A 14,527-nucleotide genomic window follows, 5' to 3' on the forward strand; every position below is an offset into this window, starting at 1 on the left:
TTTATAGGAATAAGCTATATACCCGTAATCTTTCAAAATGCGAGTTTTATACTTTTCCTTTTTTAAAATTGAGCAGGAAGAAAAATAAATGCGTTTAAAATCTCGCATTTTGAAAGATTACGGGTATATCATTTAAGGCAAGATCACGAGCGAAACCTTAACGCTTTTGTGACATTTGAATATAAATAGGGAAGTGATCAGATCCTATGGTTTTAAGGCGTTTTAAAGCTTTGCATCGGAAATGAGCGGAATTAAATATATGATCTAAAGGAAAACGAAGAAAAAAATACTTGGCATTAAATGAGTTAAACATTCCTCGCCCTTGCCTTGGATCAAGAAGTCGACTGGTGGCTTGGAATTCACAGGTTGTTTTGGACCAAGCGACGTCATTTAAGTCACCTAAAACAATGGTTGGCTCATTCGTTTTAGCCACCATCTCAGCAACTTTTAATAATTCAACATCACGCTCCACACTATCATTGTTTCCATCTGCGGCAGGTGGCGTAGGGGGGATAGGATGCAAGCATATTAATTTGAAGTTTTGCTCTTTAGCTGGTTTAACGTAGGTATGAATAGATGGAACTTCAGAGGTGATTAAAAATTTAATTTCAGGGTTTACTAACTCGAATCGCGATAAAAGCAGCATCCCATAAGTATTTTCTAAGGGATGAGAGACTTGATAAGGATAATTGCTTATGACTTCGTCTAATTGTGAGACCCACCATTGGTCGACTTCTAGTAATAAAACAAGGTCTGGCTTATATGTTTTAATCATAGAAATGCATTTTTCAACCTGTTTGTTGCATTTTTGAACATTTGCGGTAATCAAGGAAAGACTTTCTTCGTGAGCGTTACTGTCTTTTACTTGTTTTGAATAGAAAACCGTGTAAGGAAGAATTTTATAGCCTTGGTACAAAGCAACTAGGATGAGCAAACTAAATATAATATATATGGTCCAATGATTTAATGAATCAGTAATAAGAAAGAGCATCAGCGTTACAATTGAAACCAGGAAAATCTGTAACCTCGGAAAATCAAAATTTCGTACCCACCATTTTTTTGAGTTATGAAAAGGCAATAACGTGCTAATAATCAGAAGAAGGCTAAACATAGATAAAATAGAGCTCCACATAACTACCTCTGGGTTATGGGTAAATAGTTTAAAAACCAATTTTTGGTTCGTTTGGCTACTTCATCTAACGCTCCAGGTTCTTCAAATAAGTGCGTTGCACCAGGAATAATTTCAAGTTTATTTTCACAATGCATCTGACTTATGGCTTGTTTATTTAGATCGATCACGACATCATCAAGTCCACCCACAATTAAAAGCGTTGGTGTTTCAACTTGTGCTAAATACTCCCCTGCGAGATCAGGCCTTCCTCCCCGCGATACAACCGCTTTGACTGTCAATCATCACCAATATAGAGCCATTCCATCATCACCTAATAGAGCCATCTGATCATCACTTAATGGAGCCAGTTTGATCATCACCTAATGGAGCCATTTCGTCATCACTTAATGGAGCCATTTGATCATCACCCAATGGAGCTACCCTAAATACTCAAATTGAATTTAGTTTTGTACTCTGATGTCAGCAATGAAGGCAATCAGGGAGCAAAGCATGAGCAATAGGAGTATTCCAATGTATGAATATCGTCAGGTTATTCAAAGTATTCGTTTAGGTGAGTCGTGTCGCTCAATAGCCAAGCATGGCTTAGTTGGGCGCCATAAAGCAGAGCAAATTAAAAAGGTAGCCAAGGAGCAAGGCTGGCTGATAGCTGATTCTAAATTGCCTGAAGAGCCTGTTTTAGCGGAGTTTTTTAAAAACTCATCCACCAAAGAGCCAAGCTCACCGGTACGAGCATACGAACAGGAAATTCGTACCTGGACAGAGCAAGGCATTCAGGCCACCACCATGCTTTTAACTTTGCAGCGCAAGTATAACTTTACGGGGTCGTATAACTGTGTGCAGCGACTGGTAAAGAAAATAAAAGAAGAAACTCCCGTATCTATCACGACAGTTCTGGACTTTGTTCCTGGAGAGTGTGCTCAAGTTGACTTTGGTCAAGGGCCAGAGATTGTTGATGCTATAACCGGTGAGAAGAGCAAAACATGGTTTTTCGTAATGGTGCTTTGTTGGAGTCGACATCAGTATGTTGAGTTAGTCACAAACCAAACCGTTGAGACCTGGGTTGGTTGTCATCGTCGTGCTTTTGAATTCTTTGGTGGTGTTCCTAAAAAGATAATCATCGATAATCCTAAATGTGCCATCACCAAGGCATGCTACCATAACCCAGAAGTACAAAGGTCTTATGCCAGTTGCGCCGATGACTATGGCTTTATCATATCACCATGTCCCCCAAGAGATCCTCAGAAAAAAGGACGAGTTGAAGCTGGGGTGAAGTACGTTAAAAAAAACTTCATGCCACTGCGCGAGTTTCGCAGCCTGCACCAGGCCAATGAGCAATTGACTGAGTGGGTTCTTGAAACAGCAGGGAATCGTAAACATGGAAGCACTTACCAAAAACCTCTTACCCAATTTACAGAACTAGAAAAACACGCGCTTAACTCACTGCCTGCACAACCATTTGAGTTATCTGTATGGAAACAAGTAAAAGTCCATGGGGACTGCCATGTTCAATATGAAAAGTGTCGTTACTCTGTTCCTTATAAATATGTTCGACAGGCATTGTGGTTAAGGGCTTGTGAAACAAGTATTCGCTTATATCAAGAGCACGAATTGGTCGCCATTCATCCAAGACTCAATAAAGCGGGAACTCGCCATACGCTTGATGAACATATTCCACCAAATGCATTGGCTTATAAAATGCAGGATACTCAATGGTGTTTAAGCAAGGCAAAAAAAATAGGTACGAGCTGTACCCTAATAATAGAAACGTTGTTGGCCAACAAAGTGTGTGAACATCTGCGCTCTGCTCAAGGGATCTTAGGGTTAACTCGGCAGTATGGCGATGCACGCTTAGAAGCAGCCTGCCAGCGGGCACTTGAATTTGACACGATCAATTATCACTCCATTAAAAATATTCTAAAAGCTGGTCTTGAATATGAGCAACTTCCAAGCGAAGTCGCTTTTGACAAGCTTGCGGCCACCTATACTGGAGGTGGTCGTTTCGGTCGTAATACACAACATATCATTCAACAATAAATAGGAGAAAACATGAGTAATCATCCAATGCCAGATATTGAGCCATTGTTAAAAAACCTTAGGCTTTCTGGCATCAGTGAAAGCCTGGCACAGCGTAATAAAGAAGCCATTGAAAGCAAAATGAGTTACGCCGAGTTCTTAGCGTTACTGTTACAAGATGAAGTTCAGCGACGTGAAATGAAAAAGTTTTCGGCTCGCTTTAAGAGGGCTAGAATCAATATGAATAAAACGATCGAGCAGTTTGACTTTGGTTTTAATCCCAACATAGATCAGAAAAAAGTCAAAGACATCGCTAGCTGTCGCTTTATTCATGAAAAAGTACCAGTTCTTATTGTTGGACCCTGCGGCACAGGCAAAAGTCACTTAGCACAAGGCATTGCTCACTGCGCAATAAGGAATGGCATTGATGTGCTATTTTTTACTCAGACTCAACTACTAAAAACCCTTCAAGCTGCTCGTGCGATTGGAGAGTATGATAAGAAATTCAAGCAACTGGTGAATGTACCTTTGCTAATCATTGATGACTTCGGTCTTAAGCCTTTTAGGACACCACAAGATGAAGACTTTCACGATTTGGTTGCTGAGAGATATGAAAATGCCTCCACTATAATAACTAGCAATCTTGAGTTCTCTGAGTGGGGCGATGCATTTCCAAATAAAATTCTTGGAGCAGCAACTATAGATCGTCTCGCGCATGGGGCCTATAAAATTGCTTTTGATGGACCTAGTTATCGAACAATGAATGGAGGAAAAAATGATAAAAAATAACGGTTTGATTTTGATAAAAAACACCGTTTTATGATACCTTAATTTACGTGTATTTGGGGTGGTTTATACTGGCTCCATTAAGCGATGATCGGTGGCTCCATTAGGGTGATGATTGACATTTGACCGCTTCTTTTCTGTGTGCGGCTGCAACGAGTGCGGCCCCCCCTCCGGTACTTGAACCAAAATAACCACAGTTTAAATTAGGAAATTGCTCCTTACTCCAATTAGTCACTTCAATAAGTCTCGTTGCTAATAATTCAATATCAAACCGATATTCGCGAGTATACGCATCCACCGATTCTTCATCTGGAGTCAGTAAATCAAATAAGAGCGTTGCAAGTCCAGTTTGGTTTAAATACTCTGCAACATATTGATTACGAGAGCTAAATCGACTACTGCCACTACCATGAACAAAAAGCACGATCCCTTTCGCATCATCCGGTGTAAATAAAAATCCATCTAAGATATCGCCGCCGCTTGGTATTTCCACTGCGTGTTTTTTTCCCTGCGAATAGGTCATGAAATCCATTCCTCTTTAATATCTTTCCAATAGATTATTATTATAGAAGAGAAAATTTAATTTGAAGGTTAAGCGATTGAGTTTGCCATGGGAATGGAAAAATGAAAAAAGGATTGAATGAGAGATTCTAAAGTCACTTAACGCTGGGCTTCTAGGTTGCCCAGCGAGTTCTTAAGTGTTTAAGCAAACATGCCAACCCACTTCAGCCCTAGGTATGGTCCTTGAATACCAAAATCGGAATCAAGGACATGGTTATGACGCTGACTATCTCTTAAAGCATGGAAATAGTTAACAAACATATAACCTAGATCTACACCAAAGTTTCCTGCTCCAAGATTGCAGTCGTAAGTAAGACCTATTTTCAATTCAAGTTCTGGTATTAGCATCGTTCTACTTCCGCTATCCGAAATGGAAGTAACGACAGATAGAAAATCGCCAGTGCGTTCAATAGCATCTACAGTATCTGTTGCAGTTCGACTAAATTTACTTCTACCCCAAAGCGTGGTTGCAGCGCTTTTGGCATAAACGCCAAAGCCATATTCCATGTCATATGCTAAGTCTAGGCCAATTCGAGGTCCGATCCCTGAATATTCTAGTGAATGATTAACGGTATACGTGGCTGTTTCGGTTATGGTTCTAGCAACGTTTGTCCATACGGTGACCGTTCCTGTGCGAACTATATCTGTATCAATTTCAGTGTATTGAAGGCCACCGTGAAAACGGATGTTTTTAAAAGGGCCAAAATCAGCATGTTGGCCAAATTCAAAATTTACTGCATCCCATTGGGGTTTAATACTAAATTGTATTGTTTCTGGAACGTGATGATTTACCCAGGGAAGCTCTCTTAAACTAGGGCTGATCACGTTTGCAACGCTGGTCGTTGTGGTTTGAGGTGCAAGATGATACCAATTTAATGTGAGATCATTTCCCGTTAGAAAAAAGTAAGATGCTTCAAGCTTAAATCCCCAATTAAAATCTGGTTCGTTGGTGATATCAACAGTAACATTTTCAGGTCCAAAAAGCCCATAAGCGCCAGTTGTTGTGGAAAGGACTCGTGAGGCTATTACATTCAAGCTTCCGCTATAGGAAGGTTTTAAATACAGCGCCTGTGCTCCGATAGCCCACCCATATTGCTCACAAGGAACGGTCACATTCTCAGCAGTACACATTGTTCCCATCCCACCGGCGTAAGCGGAGCTAGCGGTCGCAATCAAAATCGCCGTGACAGTTTTCTTAAAACTTAACATCCAAAGTACTCCTTTAAAAAAATAAATTTCCCTGGCATCCAGATTTGTGCCGTGCAACTATATCAAGATATTGTGCTTAAAAAAAGAATGATCTAAACATTAATTCTGTACATGACCGATTTATTTTGTTATGTAATGAGAAACGTTAGAGTATGGATTGAGTTTTAAAGCGCAGCCTAACTTGATTGGGAGGAGAAGCACAAAAGACTTATGCTCCAACTTGCATCGGGTTAAGCACCTTTTCCATTTCCAAAACAGGTTTTGTGAATTCGTTTGGCACTGTAAATAAGCGAAAACGGCCTGTTACGAAATAGGTTATAAAGCAGCTGGCTACGGTTAGTATCGCGCTAGCAATATCCGCTAAAATTTGTTTCCAATGAAGGTGACTTCCTAATGTTGACTTGGCAGTATCAATAGCTCGTAAAGCATTCGTTTTAAATTGTTCAAGTCGCAAATTAAGCGGTTCATCTGAGTCTAAAAATTGTCGTTTGGCCTCTAGAAGATTAAAGTAAAGCATCCTTGCTTTCGATGCGCTTTTCTCATATTTGATTTTATTGCGAGCTTTGACTTCTAAAATCTTTGTTTGCTCATCAATGATTGCTAAATAATGATCAAACTTCATATCAGCTAATATTGCTTCAGCTTCTTGTTTTAAGAAGGCGACTTCTTGGCGTTTACTTGTTTGACGAATCGAATCTATTTGACTTTGAATGATCTCATTAAGATAGGTATCCGATTGATTTAAAACATTTAATGCCTCATGCAGATCAGGGTCATGTTCTATACCGCGTAATCGATTAATTAATTCAAACTCATGGTTTCTTAGTTGAGTTAAGGATGTAATATCCTTTAAATTAAACACAACCTCTGCAATGCGCTCTCGGTATTGATTTAATGTATTTTCCGCTTGCACTTGTAATAAACGTTTCTCTGCTAATGTGATGATCTCTTGTGCTTTGCATTCCAGGGCTAACGTAATGCGAGGAGGAAGTTGATTTTTAAATCCAAAGATTAAAGCGCTCTTTTGCAGTTGCGTTTGGTCTTTTTCGGTTAACCTATACAACTCCTCTAGAAGATGAGAACAATAACTATTAATGTCCGATTCGTTTTTAAATAACTGGAAAGTTACAGGAAAGGTTTGAATGTTACATTCAACAGAATGAATCGTTGCCTCTGCGGCGGTTAAGCTTTCTTTGCGGGCACGACAGGCCGTATCAATCTCGCGAAGCTTTGCCGTTAAAGCGGACATAACCGCCGGATGAAGTTCGTTTTCTAAGCCCAAGCTTGCCTGTGCTTCTCGTAATTGAGGATTGTTTTCAATATAACAATTTATCGTATTTTTTAGTACATTTTGGTGAGAATGTATATCTTGTAAGCTGTAGCAGTTGTGGAAATAGACTTCAAATAATCCAATCGTTTTCACAATGGTCGCGATTTGAGCTCTTGCAAGCGCAAGCATGCGGATTTGATCTTCCGCTGCTTGATAAAGTTCGCTAATTTTGTGTTCAATTTCTCGCTCAAAAGCTTTTAGTATAGGGTTAGAAGTTAATAGGCTTTTTGCAATCAACAAATCCTGCTTAGATTCATACAATGCCTTAAACTCTCTAATGCGTTCATCTCGATAATCTTCTACTGAATCAACAATGCCTGAAAAGGAAACGGAGAAAAGTTGAATGTTCGTGATGTAAGCCGATACGGTATCTTCTGCTCTAGTAACCTCAGAATCTGAAACCAATGCAGTACGGGTATCAATAAACCATGTACTAAAGGGACTTGGGATCTCTTGTTGAATTTCAAGACAAAAGGCATCAAATGTGACTGAGAAATAAGCAGGAAGTGTCGCTTTACTGTACTGATAAAGTGCATTGGCTAAACTCGGATTGATTTTACTTAAACGATGCAACCCGATGTATAAATCACGAGGTTTTTTAGCGGCGCTTTGTTGAATTATGTCTGCAAGAATAGAAGAATGGGAGAGATGAATAGAGCGCAATCGATTGTTAAGATAGTCTGGATACGAAGCCGAATTAATAACTTGGGCTACCATCGCTATCATAAATCCTTGAGAATCTAGCGTTCGTTCAAGCAATACAGGGGAGTAATCGGGAGCTGAAAATAGCGTGTGTAAGCTTGGGTAAGGCTTCAAAACGTTTTTATCACTTGATAAATAATAATGAAGCAATGCGCTACGGATATCGTCACCTGCACGGGTGAGACTTATTTTTTTAGCTTGCGCGGTTTCAGATATTGCACAACTAAATACAAGCTCAAAGAGCGCGTGCTCATCAAAACTATAATCTGAAGAAGATTTTGAAGGGCCAAAATAGCGAATAATTTTCTGTAATCGTGCTACATCAATAGAAGAAAATTGCGCTTCGAAATTCACAAATGCTCTGAAATGCACATTTCGCTCTAGTTTGAAAAGTGATAGCTGAGAGATAAGATCAACTTCAGGGCTTACTAATTCTTGATAGAGTTCAAGAGAATTTGTACTAACGGCCCTATAGAGGGCGCTTTGCGTGGTCATAGAACAAGGCGGTTGGATTTTAGCCGCTGAGCTTAATAAGCTCACGGCTACATCATCGCGGGGAATGTCTCTTAAAAACGCTTGTAAAAATCGTTCTCGGTTGCCTGCGGCCAGGTTAATTATCTCTAATATTTTCGCTTGGTGCTCAGAAGATACTTTTGAATAGACCTCACAAATGATTGGCAAAGCGCGGTATAAATTAAAGCATTGTTCAATTGCAAAACCCACTGGACTCTTTTGTGCGCGGCAGGTGTACTGTTTAACTTCAACCATAAGCTTGGTTAATTTAGTATTTGATAAAATTTCAAGTCCCCAATCTTTGGGGAAATTTAATAATAGCTTGGCTAGCTCATATTTTTCTGGAGAAGTTTTAAATACACAGCAGTGATAACGACGTTTTGTGATTTCATCTAAGGTAAATATCTCGCGTCGAGAATTATCCCAGGGATTGGCCAAGAGAAAATCATAACCTCCAGAAAGATTGGGTATAAGTTTATCAACACGTAAAGCATGACAATTATGAATTTTGCCATTTTGATCCGGTTGTCCGTAGTCTATATGAACATAAACAGGCAGATCAGAATAGATGGATTTTAAACGAATGATTTCGTCAATGGGCTTTTTGTCTTCCGTCTCCACACCCAATAGATTTCCCACAAAGGTTGGGGCGGTACCTGAATATCTATCTCTTAAATCATCGTGAGCCTTCATGCTTGCATGTAAAGGAGCAGGATCCCAGTCTGCGCGAAAATAATAAGCGCTGATTCTTTCTAAAACTTTTACGGCTAAAGAGTTCGTGCGTGCTCCATTCGGGGCTTCATCAATTTCTTTAAGTCGCGCATTACTAATAATAAATACATCTTCATTACGCGCTTTATCAAAGTGGTAATCGTATTTCCCTGTCATTTTCTGGGGGCGTAAATAGGTGCTATGCTGAGACCGTTTTATACGTAAAGTGACCCCATTATCAGTTTCAGTGAATAAGGACTCAAGCTTTTGATAGCCTTCTTGCGTGCTCAAAATGCAATCTAAACTCGCAAGAAGATAACAATCACCAACGGTTCCTTGCTTAATAGATACCCATTTATTTGCTGTCCTTGGAAATAAGGAGGTTCGTGGCATGATGTTCAAAATTCTCCAAGCACGGTTCGTGAAACTTCAATAAAGCCCTGATTTTATGAGGCATTAATTAGAATTCGACTTGCATGTAAAATTGACACATTATACAAAAATAACCCAATAAAGGCAAGTTTTTACAATAAGTACAGGTGCTTAAATAAATGAATACGATAAAAAAAGCTGAAGCTTAGGTATGCCTACACCGCATCAATGAACTTCCTTAGCTTGATTTAGAAAATGAAAATTCTAAGTGATCATCAACTGTTAAGTCTGTTATGGGCGGTTTTACTGGTGAGTACAAGGTAAAATGGCCACGAAATGTTGAGTTAGAAGTAGGTGGTGAAGGAGTTTCTCGAACAACATCGGTACTCGCTCTTGCTGCAGCTACCTCTACTACCATGACTATAGGATCTTCATAATTTTCCCAATAAATATTTGGATTTTTGATAACATTAATCATCAATCTTTCAAGTTCGTCGGGTTTTAAGGGTTTATCTAAGCGAGTATTAGCCCCTTGGAATGGAGCAAACTCGCTGTCTGAGCAACTAAAAATAACACTTTCAGGCCCACCAAAACGCTCTTGCTCGATTCTTCGTATTTCTAGAGTTGCTTCTCTTCCACCCATTTCTGGCATTAAGCCATCCATGTAAATAATATGAAATGGATCTAGGGAATTTCTTACAAATTCACATGCCATAAGCCCATTATCAGCAGTAATAATATTGGCATCGACTACCCCTTTTCTGGTGAATAATCTTTTGGCCTGCTTTTGGTTGACCATACTATCTTCGGCGATTAGAACACGCAGATCGGCGGGAGTAGCGCTTTGAGGTAGAGAATTTGATTTACCCATAGTAATCGTCTCAAGGTTAAGAAGATGCAAGAAAATTTTAACTCAATTGTTGGGTTAAAATCAATCAACTTGGATTTTTATTTGTAATTTTTAGCGTTTAAGTGGAACGCCAGTCATATTCACTCCAAATAATACTAATATAAGTGTTATAAAGCCCGAAAGGGCCATGCAGGATAAAGCAGCTGGAAAGCCGTATCCTAAAGGTTCAAATAATGCATAAACACCAAAAACAACTTGTCCGCAAACGGCGCCACCTAAATGACCTAAACCGTCCGTGATTGAAATACAAGTTGCGCGAATCGTGGTTGGAAAGTGTTCCGCTGTATAGGCATACATAATCGGGATAATGGCCGCTATAGTTATAGAAGCAATAAATCCACAGGGAATGATGATCCAGGCTATTGGAAACCAACCAATGGCTAAGAGCACCAAGCTCCAAATAAAAGCCGTAGCTGCTGCAAAATATTTTCGCTGTATTCTATCGCCATAAAACACAGGAATTAAGCTACCCAGAATAAATCCTAAGGAGCCAATAGCAATAAATTGTAAGCTCTTGGCCAGTTCAAATCCTTTATCAATCAACAATTCGGTGCTCAAAGTGAGCCAAGCGTAGTTTCCAAGATAGTAAAAAAACCAGATAGCAACAAATAAAATAAGACGGCCGCTATAAGGAGAACGTAGCATGTGAAGCATGCCATAACGAATAGGGGCTTCTTCTATCTGTGGCATGAAAGGGGGTAACTCGGTTCCCATTTTTTGTCGAGCACGCTCTTCCGCTTTCTCGACGATCTCCTTTGCTTCGAGAAATTTTCCTTGCGCGATAAGCCAGCGTGGCGACTCTGGAACCCACCAACGGGTAAACGCAATCACAAGCCCTCCAAGACTTCCTAATGCAAATAAAATCCGCCATCCCCATTCGTAATGAGGCACAAGCCCCATACCAACAAAAGGTACCAACGCAAAACCAAGCATGCCAAAAGCCGAAGCACGGCTTGTGTATTGACCCCGATAATTTGCAGGTGCTAGCTCACCCATTATTGCAGTCACTAACGCAATTTCTGCTCCAAGACCTAAACCAGAAATAAATCGCCATACTACAAGTTGAAAAAAGGTTTGGCTAACGGCACATCCGAGTGAGCCTAAAGAGAAAAATAAAATGGAGAGGTATAAGCCTGGACGTCGTCCAAAATAATCGGCAATTCGACTATCTAGAAACGATCCAATGATGTAACCAACTAAGCTACTGGTGATTGCCCATGCAGCCATTTCATTTGATATTTGAAAATCTTGTTCGATTTTAGGTAAAGCAATGCCAATTGAAACGATATCAAAAAATGCGAAAAAAAATCCCGCGCCTACAGAGAGTAGAACTGCGGTGGAGTAAGGCCAAACTGGAATTCTATCCAGACGATTTAAAATAATGGCGCCTTTTGAGGATTCAGACTGCATGCACACTCCTTGTTATGGCTAAGCAGAATGAATAAGCTTAACTTTTTTTTATTCGGTTTAGCAATTGAATTGTAATCAATCCTATTTATCAGATGTTTGTCTTGTCAAATTTTGATTGGCAGCATCAAGAAAAGATTCCAGGGCGTTTTCTAGTGGAGTTTTGGGATTAAAAAATCGGAATTTATTCAAAAAGGCTGAGCTGGCTCCCGCAGAGACGCCAAAAGCAAGGGCGCCTGCAACAAGCGAACCTGGCCCAGCCCAAAGATGTGTGGCAATTCCGATTAAAGCGATAGTTAATGACAAAAAGGCCGATATAACGACAACGGCTACTTTTTTCATGATGGACCGATTGGTCGGAGCAGAAGCGTCTTTTATGGATTCATGACAGTCTTGATGAAATTTTATAATCGCCTCTTGTTTCTCTTCTAAAGTGTATTGAATCGATTGCAGGGTATCGATTAATTGTTTGGAGGCATCAATAATTGGCTTTTGTTGTTGGACTTTTAGGGGCTTGATTGCCTCATTTAACTTCAATAGTGGGTTGTATAAAATCGAACCTTTCGGCACATTTTTTAATATAGAAGACATGGGATAAAATATGGAGGTTTCTGGTTTATCTAGAAGGGAGTTTTTATCGGCGTTCTCTACAATGTTTTTGATTTCAGCAAATAACGTATCCACATGATCATCTGCTTGGGCAGAAGTGATTATTGGCTTACGACAACGATTTTCTGCTGCAAATTGGCTTAATTGTTCACTTGAAGTTTGAGGATTCGCTAGATCAGATTTCGTTCCAACCAGCAAGACCTCAACTTTGGAATTTTTTTCTCTAATTAAGCGCAGTTCTTGTTCTATAGCCTCTTTATCAAAGGGCTTGGAAAGATCAACACAATACACGACTAAGGCCGCTTTTTCATAATGCCTAGGCTTAATGAGTTCAGAAAGACGGTCATCTCTTAAATCCCATATTTTTAATCCAATATCGCCACGTCTCACGACATAATAAACTGCTTCATCATCTGAGGATTTATCTTTAGAAAATAAATTTTTCCATGCTCTTTTAATAAGAGATGTTTTTCCTGAATCTTGTTTTCCTAAAAAGAGCGTTATAGAAGCACTGGAGGTCATCAGGGTCTCATCATAGTTGGGTAATATAATTATAAAAAAACAATCAAAATGAGTCAAATTAATAAATTGTGGTTATTTATTTTTCTTTTGGTGTGAGTTGTCCTGGTTAATAATGGTCAAGTTTGCATTATGGATGTTGCTAGTATATATTTTGTGACCATTCTAGCAGGTAAAAGATCACTGGAAAATTGTTATGTTTAAAAGTCAGCATTCAGAGGCATCGCGTCCAGAACAACCATGCTCTGTAGTCATTTCAGAGCACCCAAAGGCTCTGGCCCATCCGAAATTCAGGTTAAGACGCTCTAATGCACTTAGCATTACAAGTGGTCATTCTGAGAGTGATGGGACACCTTCGGCATCCGTTCTTGCAGTTGCTGAAGCCGCAGCAGCGCCTGAAACCACGGCAAAGCGTCCGCGAAAAAAAGGCATTGGATTTTTTGATTTAAAACATCCTAGTAACAGAGATTTATTAAGTCCAGACGTTACACCTGAAACCAAATCCAAACACTCTGAACAACCCGGTGCTCAAGCTTACCTAGGTAAGTAAACTCCTATTTGCGTCAGAGTTGATTCGTCGGGCAGGGTCTTTTAACCACTAAACGTCAAACTAACACTAACCAATGAGTCTGGCTTTTTTTCTCTCCCAGTAAATGTGCAGGAGTGTTGATGAGCTATATTGATATCATCGGATAGCTCGGACGAGGGGGGTGTTTCAATCAAGACTTGATACACCTCAGACATTCTTTCCAGTTCATCCTCGCCTAATTTTTCTCTTAATTGTTCTTGTAACTCTGAAAAACACGCGATCAAGCACGCCGCGTTTGGGATATTTTCTGGGTGGATAGAGGTCATAGAAGCAACAAGAAATCTTAAAGTACCACTTATATCGTTTTTATCCAGACCTCTAAATCGCTCTTCAAAGCTTAAGGGATAAGAGGTAGCAGAGGTAGCTTTTTGCGCTTTATGAAATTCTAGGCCTTTTATCATAAGATATTTCCACGGCATTTTTAGAAAAAATTCTTGATAAAAAATTCGGGCGCCCGGATAAAGAAGGAGTTTTAATGTTTGGCCTAGCCCATAAATATCACTATAACTTCTGGCTGACTCTGAATTTTCTACCATGCCCGCAGGATGAGAAAAGTAAAATGTGCCTTGTAACATTTCGTTACTATCTTTCCTAGTAGAACAACCTAAATCAAACAAGCACCAGCGTCCTAAATGAAAGCCAATATTTTCAGGTTTAATATCTCGGTGAACCACATTGTTACAATGCATGTAATCCACTGCTTTTAATAAGTCCAGCATCAACTGGATGATAATAAAATAAAAGAATTCGGGGTTTAATTCTTTTATTTTCTGTAAAGTTATCATCTGCTTATCTAGTGTGGTTTCACATAAGGGAAAGAGAGCGTATTCTTGAACGCCATCCTTAAAATTTGAAATGATTTTTATGATGTTGTGATCGGTTGAGGATTCATCAGCCTCAGTTAGAGCAAGGTTAATAGCCGTTTCTTTCGCTTGACTCTCATTTCCCATGGATTTCAGCACACACCATCGATAGTCATTATCAGGGAGTTTTACTTTAACTAAATATACTTGTCCTTGAGCTCCACGACCTAAATGACTCCAGCTTTCTTTAACAATCTCAGCACTACTATCTGCGATTAACTGAGAGATCATATGAGATGAAACTCGGTGAATAGGGGGCGAAGAGCAAGGAATTTGAAAAAATCGATCGGATCTTGGCATA

At 39.6% G+C, this 14,527-nt stretch carries 12 protein-coding genes; 3 read left to right on the forward strand and 9 right to left on the reverse strand.

Annotated elements, in window-relative coordinates:
- Positions 1-157: 157 nt before the first annotated feature.
- Together E1O41_RS06015 and E1O41_RS06020 are read right to left on the reverse strand one after the other, a co-directional pair.
- Positions 158-1,132, reverse strand: coding sequence for an endonuclease/exonuclease/phosphatase family protein (locus E1O41_RS06015; protein ID WP_131776418.1), 975 nt, complete (start codon positions 1,130-1,132; stop codon positions 158-160).
- Between the two features lie 2 nt (positions 1,133-1,134).
- Complete coding sequence (locus tag E1O41_RS06020; RefSeq protein ID WP_308423383.1) at positions 1,135-1,410, reverse strand: dienelactone hydrolase family protein; 276 nt, start codon at positions 1,408-1,410, stop codon at positions 1,135-1,137.
- Positions 1,411-1,642: 232 nt separating this feature from the next.
- On the opposite strand from E1O41_RS06020, the gene istA reads away from it, so the two are divergent.
- On the forward strand, positions 1,643-3,166 hold the full coding sequence (gene istA / locus E1O41_RS06025; RefSeq protein WP_131776458.1) for an IS21 family transposase: 1,524 nt from the start codon (positions 1,643-1,645) through the stop codon (positions 3,164-3,166).
- A 27-nt stretch (positions 3,167-3,193) separates the two neighbouring features.
- Complete coding sequence (gene istB, locus E1O41_RS06030) at positions 3,194-3,934, forward strand: IS21-like element helper ATPase IstB (RefSeq protein ID WP_278040867.1); 741 nt, start codon at positions 3,194-3,196, stop codon at positions 3,932-3,934.
- A gap of 100 nt (positions 3,935-4,034) precedes the next feature.
- Here istB and E1O41_RS06035 read toward each other — a convergent pair whose 3' ends face one another.
- From E1O41_RS06035 to E1O41_RS06060, 6 genes are all read right to left on the reverse strand, one after another.
- Positions 4,035-4,454, reverse strand: coding sequence for a hypothetical protein (locus E1O41_RS06035; protein ID WP_131776420.1), 420 nt, complete (start codon positions 4,452-4,454; stop codon positions 4,035-4,037).
- 179 nt (positions 4,455-4,633) lie between these two features.
- A complete protein-coding gene (locus tag E1O41_RS06040; protein ID WP_131776421.1) occupies positions 4,634-5,701 on the reverse strand; it encodes an Lpg1974 family pore-forming outer membrane protein in 1,068 nt (355 codons plus the stop codon).
- A gap of 208 nt (positions 5,702-5,909) precedes the next feature.
- Complete coding sequence (locus tag E1O41_RS06045; protein ID WP_165481130.1) at positions 5,910-9,350, reverse strand: hypothetical protein; 3,441 nt, start codon at positions 9,348-9,350, stop codon at positions 5,910-5,912.
- A 217-nt stretch (positions 9,351-9,567) separates the two neighbouring features.
- Complete coding sequence (locus tag E1O41_RS06050) at positions 9,568-10,200, reverse strand: response regulator (RefSeq protein WP_131776423.1); 633 nt, start codon at positions 10,198-10,200, stop codon at positions 9,568-9,570.
- Positions 10,201-10,290: 90 nt separating this feature from the next.
- Entirely contained in the window at positions 10,291-11,649 is a 1,359-nt protein-coding gene (locus E1O41_RS06055) for an MFS transporter (protein ID WP_131776424.1), read from the reverse strand.
- 81 nt (positions 11,650-11,730) lie between these two features.
- On the reverse strand, positions 11,731-12,777 hold the full coding sequence (locus tag E1O41_RS06060; RefSeq protein ID WP_131776425.1) for a GTPase domain-containing protein: 1,047 nt from the start codon (positions 12,775-12,777) through the stop codon (positions 11,731-11,733).
- Positions 12,778-12,970: 193 nt separating this feature from the next.
- Between E1O41_RS06060 and E1O41_RS06065 the strand changes: the two genes are divergently transcribed.
- Positions 12,971-13,324: a hypothetical protein gene (locus tag E1O41_RS06065; RefSeq protein ID WP_131776426.1), complete on the forward strand. Its 354-nt coding sequence runs from the start codon at positions 12,971-12,973 to the stop codon at positions 13,322-13,324.
- Positions 13,325-13,365: 41 nt separating this feature from the next.
- On the opposite strand, the gene E1O41_RS06070 is transcribed toward E1O41_RS06065, so the two are convergent.
- Positions 13,366-14,526, reverse strand: a complete 1,161-nt coding sequence (locus E1O41_RS06070) for a protein kinase family protein (protein ID WP_131776427.1) — start codon at positions 14,524-14,526, stop codon at positions 13,366-13,368.
- Position 14,527: the final 1 nt, after the last annotated feature.

This window comes from Legionella impletisoli (assembly GCF_900639875.1).
Lineage (GTDB): Bacteria > Pseudomonadota > Gammaproteobacteria > Legionellales > Legionellaceae > Legionella_A > Legionella_A impletisoli.